This window comes from Alicyclobacillus suci, assembly GCF_017329615.1.
Lineage (GTDB): Bacteria > Bacillota > Bacilli > Alicyclobacillales > Alicyclobacillaceae > Alicyclobacillus > Alicyclobacillus suci.
In genome coordinates this window covers 100776-120472 of record NZ_JAFMTW010000001.1, presented here as the reverse complement: position 1 = coordinate 120472, position 19697 = coordinate 100776, and the positions used below count along the sequence as shown (strand labels likewise).

The 19697-nt window shown below is 56.3% G+C and carries 21 protein-coding genes; 14 read left to right on the top strand and 7 right to left on the bottom strand.

Annotation, left to right across the window (positions count from 1 at the left end):
• Positions 1-154: 154 nt before the first annotated feature.
• The 8 genes from thrC (at position 155) to J3482_RS00705 (ending at position 7710) form a co-directional block, all read left to right on the top strand.
• Entirely contained in the window at positions 155-1228 is a 1074-nt protein-coding gene (gene thrC, locus J3482_RS00740) for a threonine synthase (RefSeq protein ID WP_206921920.1), read from the top strand.
• Positions 1225-2169 (top strand): homoserine kinase, encoded by a 945-nt coding sequence (thrB, locus tag J3482_RS00735; protein WP_206921919.1) that lies wholly within the window; start codon positions 1225-1227, stop codon positions 2167-2169. The genes thrC and thrB overlap by 4 nt, the downstream gene beginning before the upstream one ends.
• A gap of 113 nt (positions 2170-2282) precedes the next feature.
• A complete protein-coding gene (locus tag J3482_RS00730; protein ID WP_206921918.1) occupies positions 2283-3236 on the top strand; it encodes a phosphotransferase in 954 nt (317 codons plus the stop codon).
• Positions 3237-3377: 141 nt separating this feature from the next.
• Positions 3378-3776 (top strand): hotdog fold thioesterase, encoded by a 399-nt coding sequence (locus J3482_RS00725; RefSeq protein ID WP_146822484.1) that lies wholly within the window; start codon positions 3378-3380, stop codon positions 3774-3776.
• A 33-nt stretch (positions 3777-3809) separates the two neighbouring features.
• Positions 3810-4229, top strand: a complete 420-nt coding sequence (locus J3482_RS00720) for an acyl-CoA thioesterase (protein ID WP_146822485.1) — start codon at positions 3810-3812, stop codon at positions 4227-4229.
• On the top strand, positions 4219-5031 hold the full coding sequence (locus J3482_RS00715) for an SDR family NAD(P)-dependent oxidoreductase (protein WP_206921917.1): 813 nt from the start codon (positions 4219-4221) through the stop codon (positions 5029-5031). The genes J3482_RS00720 and J3482_RS00715 overlap by 11 nt, the downstream gene beginning before the upstream one ends.
• Before the next feature lie 14 nt (positions 5032-5045).
• Complete coding sequence (locus tag J3482_RS00710; protein ID WP_146822487.1) at positions 5046-6170, top strand: NAD(P)/FAD-dependent oxidoreductase; 1125 nt, start codon at positions 5046-5048, stop codon at positions 6168-6170.
• 265 nt (positions 6171-6435) lie between these two features.
• A complete protein-coding gene (locus J3482_RS00705) occupies positions 6436-7710 on the top strand; it encodes an amidase family protein (RefSeq protein WP_206921916.1) in 1275 nt (424 codons plus the stop codon).
• Positions 7711-7799: 89 nt separating this feature from the next.
• Here the strand turns inward: J3482_RS00705 and J3482_RS00700 are convergent, their stop codons facing one another.
• The 3 genes from J3482_RS00700 to J3482_RS00690 are packed head-to-tail and all read right to left on the bottom strand — an operon-like array spanning position 7800 to position 10836.
• Entirely contained in the window at positions 7800-8594 is a 795-nt protein-coding gene (locus J3482_RS00700; RefSeq protein WP_146822489.1) for a type 1 glutamine amidotransferase, read from the bottom strand.
• Positions 8554-9924 carry a Mur ligase family protein gene (locus J3482_RS00695; protein WP_146822490.1) on the bottom strand — a complete coding sequence of 457 codons (1371 nt, stop codon included), beginning with the start codon at positions 9922-9924 and terminating at the stop codon, positions 8554-8556. Before J3482_RS00695 ends, J3482_RS00700 begins: the two co-directional genes overlap by 41 nt.
• Positions 9925-9954: 30 nt before the next feature.
• Positions 9955-10836 carry a DUF1028 domain-containing protein gene (locus tag J3482_RS00690; RefSeq protein WP_146822491.1) on the bottom strand — a complete coding sequence of 294 codons (882 nt, stop codon included), beginning with the start codon at positions 10834-10836 and terminating at the stop codon, positions 9955-9957.
• Positions 10837-10921: 85 nt separating this feature from the next.
• Here J3482_RS00690 and J3482_RS00685 point away from each other — a divergent pair, with 85 nt between their 5' ends.
• From J3482_RS00685 to thpR, 3 genes are read left to right on the top strand one after another with little or no spacing between them, the layout of a single operon-like run.
• Positions 10922-11416 (top strand): free L-methionine (R)-S-oxide reductase MsrC, encoded by a 495-nt coding sequence (locus J3482_RS00685; protein WP_146822492.1) that lies wholly within the window; start codon positions 10922-10924, stop codon positions 11414-11416.
• Between the two features lie 54 nt (positions 11417-11470).
• The gene (locus J3482_RS00680) at positions 11471-11827 is read left to right on the top strand and encodes an arsenate reductase family protein (RefSeq protein ID WP_146822493.1); all 357 of its coding nucleotides are present in this window, start codon (positions 11471-11473) and stop codon (positions 11825-11827) included.
• Between the two features lies 1 nt (position 11828).
• Entirely contained in the window at positions 11829-12425 is a 597-nt protein-coding gene (thpR, locus tag J3482_RS00675; protein WP_146822494.1) for an RNA 2',3'-cyclic phosphodiesterase, read from the top strand.
• Positions 12426-12823: 398 nt separating this feature from the next.
• Here the strand turns inward: thpR and J3482_RS00670 are convergent, their stop codons facing one another.
• The 3 genes from J3482_RS00670 to J3482_RS00660 all read right to left on the bottom strand — a co-directional run bounded on the left by J3482_RS00670 (position 12824) and on the right by J3482_RS00660 (position 15952).
• Entirely contained in the window at positions 12824-13786 is a 963-nt protein-coding gene (locus J3482_RS00670; protein WP_146822495.1) for an MBL fold metallo-hydrolase, read from the bottom strand.
• Between the two features lie 38 nt (positions 13787-13824).
• Entirely contained in the window at positions 13825-15267 is a 1443-nt protein-coding gene (locus J3482_RS00665) for an FtsW/RodA/SpoVE family cell cycle protein (RefSeq protein ID WP_223204102.1), read from the bottom strand.
• Positions 15268-15640: 373 nt separating this feature from the next.
• A complete protein-coding gene (locus J3482_RS00660) occupies positions 15641-15952 on the bottom strand; it encodes a hypothetical protein (protein WP_206921915.1) in 312 nt (103 codons plus the stop codon).
• 141 nt (positions 15953-16093) lie between these two features.
• Here J3482_RS00660 and J3482_RS00655 point away from each other — a divergent pair, with 141 nt between their 5' ends.
• From J3482_RS00655 to J3482_RS00645, 3 genes are read left to right on the top strand one after another with little or no spacing between them, the layout of a single operon-like run.
• A complete protein-coding gene (locus J3482_RS00655; protein WP_236017720.1) occupies positions 16094-16924 on the top strand; it encodes a glycerophosphodiester phosphodiesterase family protein in 831 nt (276 codons plus the stop codon).
• Positions 16925-16967: 43 nt separating this feature from the next.
• Positions 16968-18143: an FtsW/RodA/SpoVE family cell cycle protein gene (locus tag J3482_RS00650; RefSeq protein ID WP_223204103.1), complete on the top strand. Its 1176-nt coding sequence runs from the start codon at positions 16968-16970 to the stop codon at positions 18141-18143.
• Between the two features lie 31 nt (positions 18144-18174).
• Complete coding sequence (locus tag J3482_RS00645; RefSeq protein ID WP_206921914.1) at positions 18175-19353, top strand: pyridoxal phosphate-dependent aminotransferase; 1179 nt, start codon at positions 18175-18177, stop codon at positions 19351-19353.
• A gap of 96 nt (positions 19354-19449) precedes the next feature.
• Here the strand turns inward: J3482_RS00645 and J3482_RS00640 are convergent, their stop codons facing one another.
• Positions 19450-19689, bottom strand: coding sequence for a hypothetical protein (locus J3482_RS00640; RefSeq protein ID WP_021295850.1), 240 nt, complete (start codon positions 19687-19689; stop codon positions 19450-19452).
• Positions 19690-19697 lie beyond the last annotated feature (8 nt).

The window sequence follows — 19697 nt, the reverse complement described above, 5'->3', positions numbered from 1 at the left end:
TCTTAGGATTGACGTTTTCTTGGCTTTCTATGAAAATTCTGTTGATAGGAATCTTTCAGCTATCGCGTTCTGGATAAGTAAGTTTGATGGTTCTCAAGAAGGCTCACCCCGGTGTTTTGTGACGTCGGCAGAGAATAAAGGAGTTCGACATAGGATGGTAGAGAATCGTTACGTTGGTTGGCCTGGACTATTATCTGCATATCGCGAATGGTTGCCTGTCGACGACCAGACGCCGCAATTGTCCTTGCATGAAGGGAATACGCCCTTGGTGTATGCAAGCAAACTCAGTGAGATGTTGGAGAATGACGTCTATCTCAAACTTGAGGGGGCGAATCCGACCGGGTCGTTTAAAGATAGAGGGATGGTCTTGGCCGTCGCCAAGGCGAAGGAAGCGGGCAAAGATACGGTCATTTGCGCCAGCACGGGCAATACGTCCGCGTCTGCAGCCGCGTTCGCCGCGCGGGCGGACATGCAAGCGGTGATTCTGATTCCGCATGGTTATGTGGCTTTGGGTAAATTGGCGCAAGCCGTTCAATATGGAGCTCGAATTGTCGCCATTCGCGGCAACTTCGACGAAGCGCTCGCGATTGTCCGCGAGATTGCCGATGGTCTTGGCATGGCCGTGGTAAATTCAGTGAATCCATACCGGCTGCAGGGGCAACAGACTGCGGCGTTTGAAATTTGCGACGTCTTAGGCACCGCACCTGATGCGCTGTTTATCCCGGTCGGCAATGCGGGGAATATTAGCGCGTATTGGATGGGGTTTGAGGCGTACGCGAAGGCTGGCAAGATTTCAAAGACGCCAAACATGTTTGGTTTCGAGGCCGAAGGCGCCGCAGCAATTGTCCGCAATCAACCGATTGAACACCCAGAGACATTTGCTACGGCTATTCGCATAGGGAAACCTGCGTCTTGGGACAAGGCCGTGCATGCGGCGAAGGCGTCCGGTGGCGCGATTGATTTTGTGACGGACGATGAAATCGCGCAGGCGTATCGGCTGATTGCGCGCGAGGGCCTGTTTGCGGAACCGGCTTCAGCCGCTAGTGTGGCAGGACTTATCAAGCGCCATCAACATGGTTTGCTGGGACGCGGACAGACACTTGTTTGTGTGCTCACTGGTAACGGCTTAAAAGATCCCGATAGCGCCATTCGCCTGGCGGGGGATGTGACAGAAGTCGTGGATAGTGACCAGCAGGCGGTCATCAAACTCCTGGAGCGCCGCGTATGAACCAGACTATCGAGGTGCGCGTGCCCGCGACCAGCGCCAATTTGGGGCCTGGGTTCGATTGCCTCGGATTGGCGCTGGATTTGTTCAATACGTTTCGAATGACCATCGGTGCACCGTTTGCCATCGAAGTCACGGGAGAATCCTCTGAGCGCCTGCCGCGGGGGGAGGAGAACGCCGTCGTCCAGGCAATGCGTTGCGTGTTTGAGGACGCCGAGATGCCGCTCGACGCATTGCCGACGTTTTCCCTGCACCTTGACAACCAGATTCCTGTCTCGTCGGGCCTTGGTTCCAGCGCGTCGGCGATTGTTGGCGGGATTGTGCTTGGCAACGCTGTGATTCAGCAAGTCGCGCCAAGCCGCGTTCGTTCACTGGCGAGGCTCCTAGAATTGGCGACGGAGATGGAAGGACACCCAGACAATGTCGCACCCGCGCTGTTTGGCGGATGTATTCTGGCGTTTCGCGACAAAATCGGCTTGCGCACGACGCCAGTTCCAATTCCGGAAGGTTTGCGGTTTGTCGCTGCGACACCGGATTTTGCGCTGTCTACGGAGGAGGCGCGAAAAGTGCTGCCGGCGATGTATCCGCGTGCAGAAGTTATTGACAACGTCGCTCAGTGCGCTCGGCTCATGTTGGCGTTATCCACGGATAATTTGGATTTACTGCGCGGCGGCCTTGTCGATCATTTGCATGAACCGTACCGGCGCCCTTTAGTGCCCGGGGCGCAGGAGGTCGCCGCAGCGGCTGTCGATGCGGGGGCGCTCGCTGTGACCATCAGTGGGGCCGGCCCCACTTTGTTGGCTTGGTGTCAGGCGGAGTCTGCGGTTACCATTGCGGATGAGATGACGTTAGCTTGGTTGAATGCAGGCATCCCTTGCCGCGCGTTGTCGCTGCGGCCGGCACAGACAATCACAGCGGCGCGCTGTCTAGATACGCCGACGTAATCCACGAAGCCATCCAGCGGATGCATCTCCTCTTTCGGGCGTGGTGTCCGTAACCGGATCCGGTTTTTTGGCATATGGTGTGAAGACATCGACCTACGAAGGAGCGGGTGTTCGTGGGGGATTTGCCAAATCGCCGACTGGAAGAGGTTTTAGAGGATACGTATGGGCTTTTGGTAAGGCAGATGACTTGGCACGATTCGCTTTACCTGAAGCGTGTGACTGCGAAGGTCGAGACGGGTTTTGGAGTGTTAAAATTAAAGCGATATACCGGGAGTGAGCAGGCGCTGCGCCAGTATTATCGACGGTATCTAGCCCTTGCCCGGACAGGGTTTACAGGACTGCCCAGGTGGTATCGGACGGTCGCGGGAAAACCTTATGTCGCTGTTCAGGACGAATGGTTTTATCTGATTGATTGGATTGAAGGACGGCCATTTCGGTTGTCTTCCACAGACGCCCGTCGCTTAGGTGAAGCACTTGCCGAGATGCACCACGTCCGGCCCGACACAGCGGATTTTGACAAGCCCCGGTGGCGGGAGAAGTTGCGGCAAGTTACCCAGGCGAGGCGCTTACTTCGAGGCGGCATCGCAGAGCGGTTGCCGAAGGACGCTCGCCGCTTTATCGAACAGCAGGAATCTTTGCTCGACGAGACTTTCCACCACGTTGCCGACAGCTTGGCAGATCATCATCGGCTTCTAAAATCCGGCGTTGTTCATGGCGACGTCACACTTCCAAATATCTTATTTGTCGACCACCGCGCCCGTTTTATCGATTGGGAGCGCCTCAATATCGGATTTCCGTTAGAAGAGCTGGCCAAAGCGGCGATGAATACGTGCCATTTTTCCATTCCACACGTTGAACATCTCCTGACGGGTTACGATTACGATTTGCTGGATTACAACCAAAAAGAGATTTTTTCTACGTTTTTCGAGATTCCACGGGAAGTCGTGTACTTGCTTTTGCGTGCCGCTCGCGGTCACAGGACAAAGCACGACGCATCTATGTGGACGTTTGTCCGTGATACATGGGATGCCCGCATAGCACTCATCCGCCATTTTGCAGTGCGCTGACGAAGAAATTCGCTGCGGCTTGGGCCGGCGAGCCGGAGGGCCCGTCCTTCTAGCCGCTGCACGTTTGCGTGAATGACGCGGACAAGCCTAAGTTCGCTAGTCAAAAACTATAGTACAATGTTGGAAAAGGAGCGTAGGCCAATGGATGAATTATTACATAACACATTAATGGAACATTTAGGAATGCAAGTTGTTGAGGCGACGCCGGATAAAGTGGTTATGACGATGCCCGTCGATTCGCGTACACACCAACCGATGGGGTTGCTGCACGGCGGGGCGAGTGTCGCATTGGCCGAGTCCGCAGCCAGTCTTGGGTCACTGCTCAACGTTAACACCGACAAGTTAACCGCAGTTGGTCTGGAGATCAACGCGAACCATATCCGGTCCGCCCGCGAAGGCATCGTCACTGCCGTCGCAACACCGGTTCATCGCGGCGCTACCACGATGGTGTGGGATATTCGGATTACCAATGAACGCAATCAACTGGTTTGTATCTCCCGTTGTACCGTCGCTATCATTGCCCGCAAACCGACGCGGTAGTTGTCAGACGAGTTTCAGACGGGGGTGGTTACAATGTTTTTTGAATCGACCATACGCGTGCGCTTTGGCGACACAGACATGTATGGACACGTCAACAACGCAAGCTATGCCACTTTTATGGAAGAAGCGCGCGTGCAGTTTATCGAGGCGCATTTTGAGAAGTTCTCGCTGCCCATCATATTGGCCAGCGCATCCTATAAGTTTCTCGCGCAAACGAGGTTTCCCGAGCACCGTGATATCATCTCCCGCATGTGGGTAACGAAAATAGGACATTCAAGCGCGGAATTGACCACGCATCTCTTGGCGCAGGATGGGACGCGTCTGTGTGAATGTGTCGTCACGGTCGTCCACTTTGATTACCATACACAACGACCAACACGATTGCCGGACGACGTGCGGCAGGTGTTTCAACAATATCTTCACGGCGAAGGGGAAATTCCATATGGCGAATGAGCATTCTGCAGTACCGGAGAGTTGGCTCTCTCCGGGGAATTTATTTTCGCTGGTCGGTAAACGTACGGTCGTCACGGGTGCGAGTCGGGGGATTGGGCGGGCGCTCGCGATAGGTCTCGCTGCAGTAGGCGCCGACGTGGTGTTGATGGGACGTGATGAGGTCGCTTTAGCCGAGGTGTCGGAAACGATTCATCAGTATTTTCCGAAGCGTCAGGTGTTTGCCTATGCGTGTGACTTGACAGATGTCGACGCTGTCACGGAGGTGGTCACAGCGATTCACGACACGGGCGCGGTAGACATTCTCGTCAACAACGCTGGTGTAAACATCCGCACGCCCGCACTCGATGTGACAAAGGAACAGTGGCAGACGATTATCGACACCGATTTGCGCGGTGCGTTTTTTCTAGCGCAGTCGTTTGGCCGCCAGATGGTCGGGCGTCAGCAGGGCAGTATCATCAACATCTCGTCTGTCGGTGGGCACGTGGCTTTGCGCACAGGGGTCGTCTACGCGGCGGCGAAAGCCGGAGTCATTCAGATGACGAAAGTGTTGGCCATGGAGTGGGGGAAACATGGTGTTCGCGTCAACGGTATCGGCCCGTGGTATTTTCGCACACCTCTTACGGAGAATTTATTGAACCAACCGGAATATCTAGCAGAGATTCTGGCGCGCACCCCGCTGAATCGCGTCGGTGAATTGCACGAGCTGATTGGACCGACCATCTTTTTGGCTTCGGACGCAGCGAGTTATGTGACGGGGCAAACACTTTTCGTCGATGGTGGTATGACGATTTACGGATTCTAGGGAGCGGATGAGCGATGACGACGGAAGTCGTAATGATTGGTGGCGGGATTGTCGGGGCTGCGGCAGCATATCAACTCGCGTGTGCCGATATTTCGGTGACGCTGGTGGATGCGGAGCACGATGGCAAGGCGACGGCGGCAGGCGCCGGAATTATCTCGCCTGCGTCGAGCATCAGTCCACCAGATGTATATTATCCACTGGCTTATGCGGCTGCGGCGCACTATCCAGCACTGCTTGCGCAACTCGCGGACGATGGTGAGCCTGACACAGGGTATGAAGTGGTCGGAGGCCTATTTCTGGCGGCGACAGAGGACGAGGCTCTGCGGTTGGATATCGTCGAGCGCTTGCTCTGGGAGCGGCGGCTGGCGGGTGCGCCGAATCTTGGCGACCTAGAGCGCCTAACCGGTGTACAAGCGAAGGCGTTATTTCCGGCGATTGGTGATTTGACCTCGGCTATCTACATGCCAGAAGCCGCTCGCTTGAATGGTCGGCTTCTGTGTGATGCACTGACCAACGCAGCCGTTCGCCGTGGTGCGTCGCGTCTTCACGGACAGGCGCGCGTGTGCACGAGCGGTGGAAAGGTGGTAGGTGTTCAGGTGGCTTCTGAGACGATTGCTGCCGATGTCGTCGTGGTTTGTGGTGGTGCATGGTCTAACGCTGTGGCTGGCGATGTCGGTGTAGACCTTCCGGTGGTGCCGCAAAAGGGGCAAATTCTTCACTTGGAGATGCCGCAATCCACTGGGAATTGGCCAATTCTTGTCGGGTTTCATTCACATTATATGCTGACTTTTCCGTCGCACCGCGTCGTGGTTGGTGCGACGCGGGAGACGGGGAGCGGTTATGACACGCGGATGACAGCCGCTGGCATGCAGGAGATTTTGCACGAGGCGCTGCGAATTGCGCCAGGGCTTGGTGGCGCCGAGATTGTTGATATGCGCGTTGGCTTGCGCCCCACGAGCCCTGATGGCTTGCCAATCTTAGGATCCATCCCGGGTATTGAAGGTTTATTTGTAGCGACCGGGCACGGGGCAAGCGGCCTGACGTTGGGTGCGTACTCAGGCATGCAAGTGGCCAATCTTGCTGTGGGACAGGAAGTACACGTCGATTTACAACCGTTCTCTGTGAATCGATTTGCTTGAATGGAGGAATTTGGGTTAGTTTGGATGACCAATACGAAGGTAGCAAACGGGCGTTCGGAAACCGCAGATAGTGCGGATTTGCCGAGTGCCTTTTTTACATGTGAATCACGTTAGATAATTTGACGAAAATAGAGCGTGGTCGCAATAATTCTTGTCAAAATGCACATTCTTGTGTGAATATATAGAACATAAACTGAGGATATGTCGGAATCCTGTGTTACGGTAGAGCCGTTCTGAGGTTGATGGATGACCGGAGGTGGCAAGGATGGGGTTGAAATTGTCGTGTCTGTCCATTGAACAACTCGCGCCACTCCTTGAAAAACAGGAAGTGTCACCGGTTGAAGTGGCGCAGTCCGTGGTTGCACAAACGATGGAAGCAGCAGAACGGTCCGAAGCGTCTGTGTGCAGTTATCAAACGTCCCTGTTGACAGCAGCAAAACAGGCAGAGCGAGAAATCGGGCTGGGTCAGTATCGGGGGCCGCTTCACGGCATACCGATGGATGTTCGGTTGGTTCATCATTGTAGTGCGCTGGTTGAGGCCAGTTCACACAGTTCCTCGATACGGGTTATGAAATCTGGCACACCTGACGCATTGACTGTGACAATGTTGCAATCGGCAGGTGCTGTGTGTGCAGATATGTCACCTGCCTCCCAGGCGACGGCTGTAAAGAACGGCATCACAATTGCCTCTACCAGTAAGGGTACTGTAGCAGATGATGCCATCGTGGAAATCGCTCGATATGGCTTGATTGACTTTCGACCCACACATGTTGGGCTCAGTCAACCAGGTGAGCGCTCCCTTGCTGGCGTATTGAATGATTTGCGATTTACCACGAGAACGGTGTGGGACGCCGCCGTGCTCTTATCCGGTTTGGTGGATTCGGACGTCAGGCAGTCTGCAGGATTTGCCTTGCACTCGAGCCTGTCTACATCCTTTGGACTTCATCTGCATGGGCTTACGATAGGCGTGGAGGAAGATTATTTTTTTGGACAGGTCGATGAACCAGTGGCATCGCGCGTTCGCGCTGCGATTCGACGTTTGGAAGCACTTGGTGCAAACGTTCGTCCCGTGTCCATCCCGATGTTGTCGAGCGGCGCGTTGACAGATTGTGCGGCCGCGTTATCTGGAGCTGGGGTCGGGGGTCAGAGAGCGCTTCGAGAGGAGGCACCTAGTGTCGTCCAATACGTTCAAGCTCAACAAGCCCGGTCGCGCTTGCGCGCACAGATGAATCGCGCGTTCGGCTCAGTAGACGTGTTGGTAGCCCCGTCGTTGACCGTCCATCCGTCCGATGTGAAGTCTGCGGTAGAAGGCGATGTACGTGGAGGGGCACAAGCGTGGCTGCACCAGTTGCAACCTGCGAAGTGGACCGGTTTTCCGAGTTTGCATGTCCCATATGCACGGCGGGACGGTGCATCGGTCAGTGTGCAACTCATCGGCCCGGCATTTCGTGAGGGCTTACTACTCAAAGTCGGTTACGCGTTGGAAAAGAGCAGGTCTCAGGCGGGAGCGGATGAAGCTGTTGAAATGCAGACTGCATGACAGCGCTGAGATATAAAACGGCGCCCAAGGAGGAAACTCCAAGGGTGCCGTGTTTGTCTTCCATTTGACAGGTATTGGCGTAACAGCCGTCAGGACGGTTGCTGCGTTGTCTTGGCATGTTCGGTTGTAGAGTCGTTCGTGAGATGGCTTAAGTTCACGTCCGGCATGCGGCGGCTGAGAAAGGCGCGCCGGGCTAGTGCCTCTGTATCGTCCGCTAGGGGTTCGAGTTCCGGGGAGTGCCCTGCGTACGCCAATGCCGTGGCGAGCACGGCGTCGGCGAACTGCGGATTTTTCGGAAGCAGCGGTCCGTGAATGTACGTTCCCCAGACGTTCATGTGGTGAACGCCCTCGAAGCCGCTCTCGCCATCGTTGCCGTGCCCGTGCAGCACTTTTCCCAAGGGCTCGTGATGGTGGACTGTGCGTCCGCCATGGTTCTCAAATCCCAGGACGATACCGTATTCTGTTTCAATTGCGACATTGCCGATCAGTCTCGGGAGACCTGTTCCAGCGCTTGTATACATGTCGAGCACGTCCAGCCCCGGGATTTTTCGGCCGTCCGGCAACTGGTAATACGCGCCAAGCAATTGATACCCACCGCAAATGGCCAACACCGGCAGCCCATTTGCGATAGCTCGCGCGAATTCGTCTTTGTGCTTGGCCAAATACGCTCCGACAATCTCTTGCTCTCGGTCAGAGCCGCCGCCCAACAGCACGAGGTCGTATGCAGCGAGGCGTGGCTGGTCGTGGTGTGTCACCTCGTGGACCACCGCTTCAATGCCGCGCCACCGCAGGCGCTGCACAAGCGTCAAAATGTTGCCGCGGTCCGCGTAGAGGTTCAATAAATCAGGATACAGATGCGCGATATTCAGCGTTCGCTCGCTCATTTTCTCTCGCCTTTGCCGTTAGATTGTGTACCGTCTTGTGCAGCAGGGTGTAGGTACAGATTGCAAAGACCGGTACGTGTTGGTGTTTGGCCGACTCAATCGCCGCTGCCACCGCTTCGTCCATGTCTTCGATAATTCGGATGCGCGACGTGTCGACGCCGGCGTATTTTAACCGCAGCGCCATATCTTCCGCTCGAAAGCCACTCGTGATGAACGAGACAATCTCCTCGTCCTCTGCAAACAGTTCAAAATCCGCGTCCCACAGCCAAGAGACGTCGCGGCCGTCGGCGGCGAGATCATTAATGCCAATGACGACCAGCTTTTGGCCAGGTTCCGATGTAATGGCTTGGATCACGCTGTCACAACCGGTTGGATTCTTGACTAGATTCAGCGTGACAGGCGCCGCCGTGTCAAACGTCTGCATGCGGCCATCCGGCGGGTTGTAATCGGCCAGCCCTTCGTGAATAGGGCCTGCCCACAAGCCGGCTACGCGCGCGCCACTGGCCGCTGCCAAGACGTTGTACGCGTTGTAGAGACCTTGTACGGGCATGGTCAACTCGATGTCTGGCACTTCCTGTTCGCGAAGCGTCAACGACTTGCCGCGGTAGACGCCGATGAATTCCGGGTGTGGCCGCGAAAAATCGCACGCCGGGCAGCGGTAAAGCCCTAATTGGCCATACCAGAACCCGTCGTAGGTCAGTTCGTGGCCGCAGTTCATGCAGAACTGCCCGTCGCGCATTTGGCGGCGTAAGCCGGTGCGGGCCGTGTCGCGGGACATGCCGTAGTAGAACGTCTTGCGGCTCGCGCGCAGGCCGAGGTTGCGGCAAATCGGGTCATCTGCGTTCAACACCAGGCAGGCGTCCGTCTTGCGGATGGCGGTGAACAGTTTTTCGACTGTGACGTCCAGCTCTCCATAGCGGTCAAGCTGATCTCGAAACACGTTCGTCACGATAATCAGCACAATTGGGAGACTGTCCGCGATGCGTGGGAATGTCGCCTCGTCGACTTCCAGCACGGCTGTTTTTGCACGCAGTCGCCCTGTCCAGCTGGTGTGCTGCAAAAATGCCGTGGCGATGCCTTGCACGAGGTTCGCGCCTTTATGGTTGGTGATGACAGGTTCCTCGTGTTGCATCATCGCCGCTAAGAGTGAGGTGGTCGTCGTTTTGCCATTGGTACCGGTCACCACAATCACGCGCTCTAGCCGTTTGCCAAACCACGCAATCAGGCGCGGGGAAACCTTAAGCGCGATTTTGCCGGGAAAACTGGTGGCATCCATCCCGCGCATACGCAGAAGCCAGGTAACCAATTTGCCTATCCAAATGCCGAGCATGACTGTCGTCCTTTCCGAACAATCGGTGTGTCAGTGTTTCCGCATGTAGTCGAGTACCAACCGGTCGATGGTGGCCTCCTCTGTCCAGCGGTCGTCAAAGTTCTCTGTCAGGAAATACTGCTGCAACTGCGACTGGGTCGTCTCGTCGTACTCCGCTCCCGCTCCCGCCTCGTACCCCTTTTGCCGCAGCAAGTCGCGGACTTCGTCCAGCGTTTCGCCCGTGAGCGGGATGACGTCTTCTGGTTGCGTGCGGCCAAAGTACAGGCGCTGCAGATGCAAAAGTCGGTCTAATTCGTGGATGGGGTCGGCGTGGTCGTCTACGCGAAGGTCGATAAAGCGGTCATTCAATCCGCCGTAGCCACCGCCTTCCTTCGCGATGTAGAGCGCCGCGGATTGCATCCCACGCTTGTCCCCGCCTGCGGCTTGTGCGAGTGACAGGGCCCGAATCATCCGATCCGCCAGCGCCCCCTCAGATTGAATGCCTTTGACGAGGCCTTCGACGACTGCGGCGGAGGCGAGGATGTTCCCTTGAGCGGCAAACCCTACACCGGCGACTCCGCCTGCGTACGCGAAGCAACCGCTCCCAGTATAGGTTGCGCTTTGCCCCTTTGCGTCGACGATGCCAACTTGGCGGGATGCGCTGTCCGCGTCGTCTCGAATTAATTCGTCAATTACCGCCGAAGGGTGCATGCCGCGCTCGAGTCGTTCGAGTCCGCGCGGCCCGTAAGTCGTATTGGCCCAGCTTTGTGTGGCGATGGCGCCAACGCCAGCTTTGACCCACGGCACGACAGAGCCGACAGCTAAAAATTTGGATTGCACGCCGACGCCGATTTCACCTGTGGCGGTATCGACAGCCACGATGGAGAAGGTGGCGACGGCGGGTACTTGATTGCGTTTGGGGGTTCTCGACAAGACGGTCAGCTCCTTCGTACGACCTTTCAGGTGGATTATACTATAATATAAGGACCGAAAGCGTCGGTGAAAGGATGAAGTCTACATGTTTACGGAATCTGCTATTGAGGTAAACAATAAACAGCAATTTTACAACCAACTAGCTACCCAACTTCATCACCTCATCACTGGCGAGGCAAACGCCATTGCCAACTTGAGCAATGCGTCGTCCTTGTTGAATGTGTATCTGCAGGATATCAATTGGGTTGGATTCTACCTCTGGAGCGAAGCTGACAATGAACTAATTCTTGGCCCTTTTCAAGGGAAGCCAGCGTGCATCCGCATTCCGGCGGGCAAAGGTGTCTGTGGATCAGCCGTCGTATCCCGGCAAACTATGGTCGTGGAAGATGTGCACGCGTTCCCGGGGCATATCGCGTGTGATCCGGCGTCGAGGTCAGAAATTGTCGTACCGATTGTCGTGCAGGATAAGTTGATTGGCGTGCTCGATATCGACAGTCCGCGCGTGGGTCGCTTTGATGAGGAAGATGCCACGGGCCTTGCGCAAGTGATGGAGGTTTTGTGCAAGCACACGCAATTTTGAGGTAATCGCCCGATGGGTTGACACCTTTAATGGGTACCTGAAGGAGGAGTATTTGTGGTTTTATATGGCTACCGCCGTTGCTCGACTTGTCGCGATGCGCTGAAAACCTTGCAGGAAAGCGGCGCACAGGTCGAGTTTCACGATATTGTGGACATGCCGCCGAGCGAGGAGATGATTCGCACGTGGATGGACAAGTCCGGGCGCCCGATTGAGGATTTTGTCAACACGCGCGGCATCGTGTATCGCGAACGAGATCTCAAAAACGCCAAGTTTACAGAGGATGAGTGGGTTCGCGAACTATCGCAAGACGGCAAGTTGCTCAAGCGCCCGATTTTGGTCACGGACCAGGAAGTATTCGTCGGCTATCACGAGGGCGCTTACCGCCGAATCGCTTTGGGGGCGGGCGCGTAAGATGCCCCGGCTTTTTTTCGGCCTCGAGTTGCCCGCCGACTGGAAGTCCAGCTTGCATCAGGTGCAGACGAGCCTCCAGGCGCGCCACGTCCACGCGAGCGCCTGGAGCAATCCAGAACTCTTACATATCACGGTCTTGTTTTTGGGCGTAGTGGAAGACGCCGACCAGGACGCCATTGTTGAAGCTGGCGAGCAGGCCGCGCGCCTGGTCACGCCCATCCGGCTGACCACCGGCTCACTCGGCCAATTCTCCCGCAACAAGGTGTTTTGGCTCGGCCTCTCCCGAAACGACTCTGACTGGGACAAACTTCAGGCCCTCCACCAGGCAGTCAAGGGGGCGGTGTTAGAGCGTCTCCCGCTCGATCTCGACGAGAAGCACTATCGCCCCCACATCACCCTGGCTCGCAAGCTTTCTACGCAGGTCGACGTCGAGCGGCTACCCACGCCGGCGCCACTGTCGGCGGTCATTCCCGACCTGTGCTTGTTCGAATCGACGCGCATCGACGGCCAGCTCCAGTACCCCGTGCGGGCCCGCTTCGCGCTGTCGGCTGCTGCGCCAGCCCAAGGCCATGGTGATGCCGCCTCGGGCTTACGCTAGTTGCGCTATTCCAACTCTATGCGCGTAGGTGCGTATAGGAGATGTGGGACATCGTCGTAGGGTACGGTAGTGAAGAATAGAGCATCGACAGATTCATGCTCGAAGGTTCTTGTGAGCATGTAGTAGTTCCAATAGACTAAGAGAGGCGTTACACAGAGGATAGTCACCACCAACCAAAGCGCCACAGTGCAAACACCCGCTTTCTTGCAGAATGCTGACAGCCCCAAACCATCGCTGCCAGCGATGACGACCACGGATGTCGTCCCTACCTACGGATAATCATATATACTCAGTGTTGCAATCCTGAGAGAATTCCGTGAACCCCGTGTAAACGGTATGTGAAAAATTGGTGTTTTGCACGTGTGGCAGGCCTCGCTGGCCGCCCATTCGTGCGGACGTTACGACGGATTCTGCGCGCGCTGCTGCGCCGCTGCGTAGTAAATCAGGCCCATGGCGTCGAGGCGGATGTCGATGTCGAGTGCGTCAAGATTCGGAGGGAAGTGTCCTTGGGCTTCGACATCGGCCATGAGAAGGCGCCGCAGCTCGTCCATGACTGTTTCCAGCCCGATGCCTGGCATGTAGATTTTATTAATCATCGCCGCATAGGCGTCTGCCAAGCGACGGGTATCGTGAATCGCGGCGGCTTTGGCCGAAGCGCCGAAGTGGGTGTGATAGACCCAATCGAAGGGTAAATCTTGCAACATGGTGAGGGTGTGGTGGATGGCAGTGGGATCGAAATCGACAGGCGAACTCGACGGTGCGATGAATTCAAACGGGAACCCGGTGAATCCGGTGCGATAGCGGATGCCCACAGCGTCACCGGCAAAGAGTACACCGTCCTCTTCGCTGAGGATGGTGAAGTGGTGCTTGGCGTGGCCGGGGGAATCGAAGAATCGAAGCGTCCGGTTGCCGATGGACAAGGTCTCTTCGTGATGGCGAACCAAAATGTTGGCTTGCGGGACTGGCAACATGCTGCCGAAGAGTGCATCTGTTTGCCGCCCGTAGACCTGCGCGGCACTAGCCCAGAGTTTGCTGGGATCCGCCATGTGTCGGGCGCCGCGCGGGTGTACGACCAATTTCGCCTGTGGGGCGAGGGTGAGGAGGTGGCCAGCGCCGCCGGCGTGATCGAGATGGACATGCGTCACAATGACGTACGCGAGGTCCTTGGGCGCCAGACCTAGTGCCGCAAGGCCGTGGCACAGGGCATCGTGGGACGGGGCCGCGCCCGTCTCGATGACTGTCGGGCGTTCGTCGAGAATCACGTAGGCCCCTGTGCGACACGGTCGGCCCTGCTCCAGCAGATCAATCTGCCAGATGTCCCGACACATATGCACCGGTTGGGGAAACGCCTGAATTTGCATCAGCGACACTCCTATCTGCCACTTGATTGAGCGATTCGTTAACGTTTATTCTTCCGACTTCCTTTATTTCCATCGCGCTCTCGCTGTCCCGACCGCCCCTGTCGACTCGCCGCTGATTCCTGCTGGGCTTTCCAGGTGAGCGAAATGTTTCGCCGAACAGGCTCCTGTGATGCTTTTTGCCTGCCCGTTGACCCGGCGTTGGATTGCCATGGTGACAATCTCCGCGAGGACAGCGCAGTCACCTGCGCGGGGCGCGATTTCGATTTCTGATTCCGCTGTTGTCCAAGCCTTGGCAACGGCTCGCCTCTATCCGCTCGAAACGCATCTACGGACACAATTTCGGCCAGCGAATCGACGTCTGTCGCGGTTTCCAGCGTCTCGCGCGAGACGCTCATGAGGATACCCATGGCGAACAAATTGAGTACGATAGCTGTCCCGCCGTAGCTGATAAACGGCAGTGGGATACCGGTGACCGGCAGCAGCCAGGTGACTGCAGCGAGGTTGATAGCCGCCTGAATGATAATGGTGCTTGTCAAACCGATGGCGAGCAGCGCCCCGAATCTGTCCCGTGCGTAGCGCGCAATTCGAAATCCTCGCCATACGAGTACGGCGAAGATAGCGAGCAGTCCGGCGTCGCCGAGCCAGCCCCATTGCTCTGTGAACACCGAGAAGATGAAGTCGGTGTAAGCTTCCGGCAGATACCCGGTGGCCATGATGCTGTTGTCGAACCCCCGACCCGTCAGCCCGCCGTTGGCGATGGCCGTGAGCCCTTGAATCAATTGGTAGCCGGAGGTGCTTTGCACATTCGGGTCAAACGGATGAAAAAACGCATCCAACCGACTGCTCCGATATGACGCCAAGCGAATCATTAGGTACCCCACAGGCGCCAACACGCCGAGCGTCACAATAATCGGCCGCATGCGCAGCCCGGATGCAAACATCAACACAATCGCCGTGCCGAACAGCGCCATCGACGTCCCCATATCGGGCTCGATGAACACCAGCCCCGTCAGCATCAGTACCACCATAATGGCGGGGCGGAATGCTCGACGCGAATTGTGCAGAACGGTCATTTTCTTCGTCAGCAAAAACGAGAGGTAGATTACGGCCACGATAATCGCCACGGCAGACGGCTGTAAGTGGATGCTCGACGCACCCAGCCAACGCGTCGCACCGTTACTGCTGTGGCCCACACCTGGCACTAACACAATAATCAAAAGTCCCGTGGCGATAAGCAGCAACTTCGGCGCGTGCCTGAACCACGTGTGATAAGGCACATATGTGATGACCCCGAAGACGCCGAGGCCAAACAATCCAAACGCGAGTTGCCGGATAGCCATATGCGCCGCGGAGGTATCATGCTGCAAGTCATAAACCGTGCTGGCGGTAAAGACGGTGATTATGCCGATCCCGGTGAGCATGAGGACCACTATCATGAGTATGTAATCTGGTTGATGTCGTTCGGTCCGCAAATGGAACACCACCTTGTCACGCAGACAGTCCAATTATCTTTCGACATGCAGCGACGTTTTCCCTTCCAAACGGCGGCGCGATTTCCACATCAATTGCGAAGTGTGGCAGATACGCTGTTGCGTTTGCGAAAATCTGCGGCTGAGGAGACGAGGCGCTGCCGGGATGGCATGTGGCGCCGGGCGTGTCGGGCGCCATAATGCCGCAATCCCGATGCGGTCCTATTGTGCGGGGGGCCTTGGTGGGCACGGGCTCAAATCGCGCATGATTTCTGCATGATTTGCGCACATCGGCAGATGCAGGGCACATAGTGCATGAATTTTGTCTTATTCCCGCCACTGCCGCCCACCAACGCCCGCTACCTCCACCGCCGTCCTGACCACCCTACCACCAGTGCATGCCGATGGCTGTAATCCCGATGATGGCTGCGAGGGGAATCGCGATATGCCAACCACCGCCTCCACCTGGTGGTGGTACTGGAGGGCCGCCAGGGCCGAGCGGCATTTGCCGCAGGGCTGCGTCTGGCTGCAAATAGGACATGGGTAGGGCGCCAAGTTGTGGATTTCGCGCTGGGACGTGCCCAAGGATGATATGATGTCTGTTGAGATGAACAATCACGCCTTCAAAACGACCGTATCGCGTATGCAAGTGAACGTGCTTGCCTAGGTATTCGCGCACGTGACGATGCGTAACCATGGATATACGCCTCCTTTTCGACACTGCCTAGCTTATGGGGCACGTATCCCGGATGTATCGGCGAACGCACAGATTGTCCGGTGTGGCACGACGTCCTGCACAGACTGTCCGTCGTCGTTTATAATTGGGAGGGATTGCGCAATGTCCGCGCATCGGCGCACTGAGACTGCGGAGTTTCTGACGATGGCGCACCGCGGAGCGTCACGCGTGGCGCCTGCGAATACGTGGCCAGCGTTTGAAATGGCGATAAAAATGGGCGCCAATGTCATCGAGACAGACGTCCATTGGACGAAGGATGACCAATTGGTCATCTGTCATGATCCAATGGTTGATGGCGTCACGGAAGGCACCGGCTATATTCGCGATTTAACGTATGCGCAGCTGTGCGCGCTCGACTTTGGCTACCGATTCACACGGGACGGCGGGGAAACTTTTCCGTTTCGCGGAAAAGGCGTTCGCATTGTGCGCTTTGCAGAGCTCTTGGAACGGTTGCCTGACGTGCGGGTCAATGTGGATTTAAAGCCGGCTCGGCCACGGGTAGCCGCGTTTTTGCAAATCCTCGATGAGCACAAGGCATTTGAGCGCGTGATGTTGGCGTCGTTTTCGCATCAGACACTGGTGGAGGCGCGAGCGCGGAATGCGCGTATCGCGACGAGTGCATCGACGCGCGAAGTGCTGGGGTTTCTCCTGCGCGGGCCGGAACTTCGGCGGGCCATGGGGTATAAGGCGAAGGTCCCGTATTTGGCGTTACAAGTGCCGCGCACAGTTTGGGGGCGGCCGCTGGTCAATCGCAACTTTGTCAGGCGTGCACATGCCATCGGCGTCCAGGTTCACGTGTGGACGGTCAATGACGCGCGGCAGATGATAGATTTAATGGAGGCGGGCGTCGACGGAATCGTCACGGACTGCCCGGATATTTGCAGGTCTTCGCGTGCGAAGTTTTTGGCCGGTTTGGCCAGATGCTCTAAATGAACGGACATTATCCGACTCGAACACGGAGGTAACTGGTTTGGAAATGCTGCGTCGCAACATTCGTGATTTGGACTTCACCGTGTTTGGCGTCCTTTTGTTGCTGGCGGCATATGGCACGATTGCCATTGACGCTGCGACACATAGCCATGCGAATCCCTATATTCCAAGTCATATTATGGTCAATCAAATTGTCTACGAAATCGTTGGCGTGCTTGCGCTATTGGCGACGACCGTCTTCGACTACCGGGTACTGCGCAAGTATCGATGGTGGCTGTATGGGATATCTAGCTTTTTGCTCCTGGTCGTCTTTGGTTTGCCAGCGCGCAACGGCGCACACTCCTGGATTGACCTCAAAGTCGTCACCGTACAGCCGTCGGAGTTGGCCAAAATCGCGCTCATTATCTGGTTGGCCGCGTTTATGGCGGATATCGATGAGAGCGAGATGCCCGACTATCGCCTGCGTCGCGTTTGGGTTTTGGCGCCCATCGTGCTCGTGCCGTTCGCGTTGACCTTCGAAGAGCCAGCCTTGGGACAGGCGTTGGTTATCATTGCGATGTCCTTGACCATGTACACGGTGTTCGCGAAGCGGACCCACTTTGCGATGATTATGCTGCTCGTGCTGGTTGTCGTCATCGGCTTCAGTGTGGCGGCCGTGATGTTTTCGCAGCAGTCTGAGGTGTTCATCAACCAAGTACTCGTCGATAAGCTGCATATCTTGAAAAGTTATCAGGCGGATCGAATCACGACCTGGCTCGACCCGAATTACGACGTGCGCGATGCTGGTTACAATATCCATATGGCGCAAATCGCCATCGGTAGCGGCCAATTGTTTGGTGAGGGATTGTTTAATGGCATTGAGACAAAAGGTGCTTGGGTGCCGAATCAGTGGACAGATTATATCTTCTCAGCGATTGGTGAGGAGTTCGGATTTGTCGGGGCGGCGGTGCTCGTTCTCTTATTCCTGATATTGATGTATCGTTTAATCAAGATTGCGGCGACGACGGATGATCCGTTTGGAATGTACATGGCCATCGGTGTCATCGGCATGTTTTCCTTCCAGGTGTTTGAGAACATTGGCATGGACATGTACCTGAGTCCGTCGACGGGTATCACGCTGCCCTTTATCAGTTACGGGGGTACTTCGCTCGTCATTGACTATGTGGCTGTTGGGCTGGTGCTCAGCGTTGGTGTGCGACGTCGTAAATTACGCTTTGATTAAGGTGAGAAATCAGGGGTAAGGAGAGAAAGCAGTGGATATCCGCCTAGCAGAACGAATCAATCGATTGCCCGCGCAATTTTTTGCGGCATTGACCAAGCGCGTCGCCGAAGTGCAGGCGCTTGGTCACGATGTCATCAACCTCGGACAGGGGAATCCGGATTTGCCGACGCCGAAACATGTGGTTGAGGCGTTGCGTACAGCCGTGTTAGACCCTGCGACCCATCGCTATAGCCCGTTTCGCGGACTGCCGCGCTTAAAGCTGGCGGTTGCGGATTTCTATGCGCGCACCTACGGCGTCGAGTTGAATCCGGAAGAAGAAGTTGCCATTCTCGTCGGCGGGAAGACGGGCCTCGTGGAGATTGCGGAATTGTACCTGGACAAGGGAGATCTGGCGTTAGTGCCTGATCCCGGTTATCCCGATTACTTGAGCGGCATTGAGTTGGCGGGTGGAACGGCAAGGCCGATGCCAATTACGGCGGATAACGGCTACTTGCCAGATTTGGACGCGCTGTCGCCAGCGGAGTGGGCGCGGGTGAAGGTCTGGTATTTGAACTATCCGAACAATCCAACCGGGGCAGGGGCCACGCCGGAGTTTTTCGATGCGGTGATTGAGCGGGCGAAGGCACACGATGTCGTCGTCGTGCACGACTTCGCTTACGGGGCCATTGGCTACGACGGCGTTCAGCCACTTTCGTTCTTGCAAAGACCTGAAGCGAAAACGGTCGGCGTCGAGATTTACACCATGAGCAAGACTTACAACATGGCCGGTTGGCGCGTGGCGTTTGCGGTAGGCAATAAAGATGTGATTGCCCATTTGAATCTTATCCAAGATCACTACTATGTCTCGATTTTTCCGGCAGTTCAGGAGGCGGCTGTGGCGGCTTTGACGTCAGATCAGGCGTCGGTTGAAAAACTGGTTACCACCTATCAACGCCGTCGCGACGCATTCATCGCTGAGGCTCAGCGGCATGGGTTGTTGGTGCCCGCGCCAGCGGGCTCATTCTTCTGTTGGCTGCCGATTCCCAAGGGCGTCGATTCAGTGATGTTTGCCGAAGAATTATTGGTCGGGGCACACGTCGCAGTCGCGCCTGGTCGTGGGTTTGGCGAACACGGTGAAGGGTATGTGCGCGTAGGGCTTCTCAATACGGAGGAGCGGTTGCGCGAAGCCGCTGCTCGAATCGCGGAGTTTGTACATAGACGCTATGTGTAGGCGGGCGTTGGCCGTCATAAACACGCGTCGCGACAGGCCCAGGCGGGTGCCAGGGGCTGTCGCGACGGATACTGAAGTACGCGGGTATCGTTCGTGTTAGATGTGCTCGTCGTCATCCGGATCCCACGTGCGTGGCGGTTTGATGGAGAAAACGAGGAAAAGTATCCCCACGATGAGCATCAAAATTCCCCACCAGAGGTTCAAATTGAACGATATCGCCCGCGGTTGGTGCGCAGTGACCAGTCCGTAAATGCCCAAGAGCAATCCGTAAAATGTGAAGATGATGCCGAGTAGCCGGCGCAAATCGAGCATAGCTGGTTTCTCTGAATCGTTCATGTTGACTC

Excerpts from the sequence above, each read along its gene's own strand:
- thrC (WP_206921920.1), top strand. The coding sequence starts at position 155 with ATGGTAGAGAATCGTTACGTTGGTTGGCCTGGACTATTATCTGCATAT.
- thrB (WP_206921919.1), top strand. The coding sequence starts at position 1,225 with ATGAACCAGACTATCGAGGTGCGCGTGCCCGCGACCAGCGCCAATTTG.
- J3482_RS00725 (WP_146822484.1), top strand. The coding sequence starts at position 3,378 with ATGGATGAATTATTACATAACACATTAATGGAACATTTAGGAATGCAA.
- J3482_RS00720 (WP_146822485.1), top strand. The coding sequence starts at position 3,810 with ATGTTTTTTGAATCGACCATACGCGTGCGCTTTGGCGACACAGACATG.
- J3482_RS00715 (WP_206921917.1), top strand. The coding sequence starts at position 4,219 with ATGGCGAATGAGCATTCTGCAGTACCGGAGAGTTGGCTCTCTCCGGGG.
- J3482_RS00710 (WP_146822487.1), top strand. The coding sequence starts at position 5,046 with ATGACGACGGAAGTCGTAATGATTGGTGGCGGGATTGTCGGGGCTGCG.
- J3482_RS00705 (WP_206921916.1), top strand. The coding sequence starts at position 6,436 with ATGGGGTTGAAATTGTCGTGTCTGTCCATTGAACAACTCGCGCCACTC.
- J3482_RS00700 (WP_146822489.1), bottom strand. The coding sequence starts at position 8,594 with ATGAGCGAGCGAACGCTGAATATCGCGCATCTGTATCCTGATTTATTG.
- J3482_RS00695 (WP_146822490.1), bottom strand. The coding sequence starts at position 9,924 with ATGCTCGGCATTTGGATAGGCAAATTGGTTACCTGGCTTCTGCGTATG.
- J3482_RS00685 (WP_146822492.1), top strand. The coding sequence starts at position 10,922 with ATGTTTACGGAATCTGCTATTGAGGTAAACAATAAACAGCAATTTTAC.
- thpR (WP_146822494.1), top strand. The coding sequence starts at position 11,829 with ATGCCCCGGCTTTTTTTCGGCCTCGAGTTGCCCGCCGACTGGAAGTCC.
- J3482_RS00670 (WP_146822495.1), bottom strand. The coding sequence starts at position 13,786 with ATGCAAATTCAGGCGTTTCCCCAACCGGTGCATATGTGTCGGGACATC.
- J3482_RS00660 (WP_206921915.1), bottom strand. The coding sequence starts at position 15,952 with ATGGTTACGCATCGTCACGTGCGCGAATACCTAGGCAAGCACGTTCAC.
- J3482_RS00655 (WP_236017720.1), top strand. The coding sequence starts at position 16,094 with ATGTCCGCGCATCGGCGCACTGAGACTGCGGAGTTTCTGACGATGGCG.
- J3482_RS00650 (WP_223204103.1), top strand. The coding sequence starts at position 16,968 with ATGCTGCGTCGCAACATTCGTGATTTGGACTTCACCGTGTTTGGCGTC.
- J3482_RS00640 (WP_021295850.1), bottom strand. The coding sequence starts at position 19,689 with ATGAACGATTCAGAGAAACCAGCTATGCTCGATTTGCGCCGGCTACTC.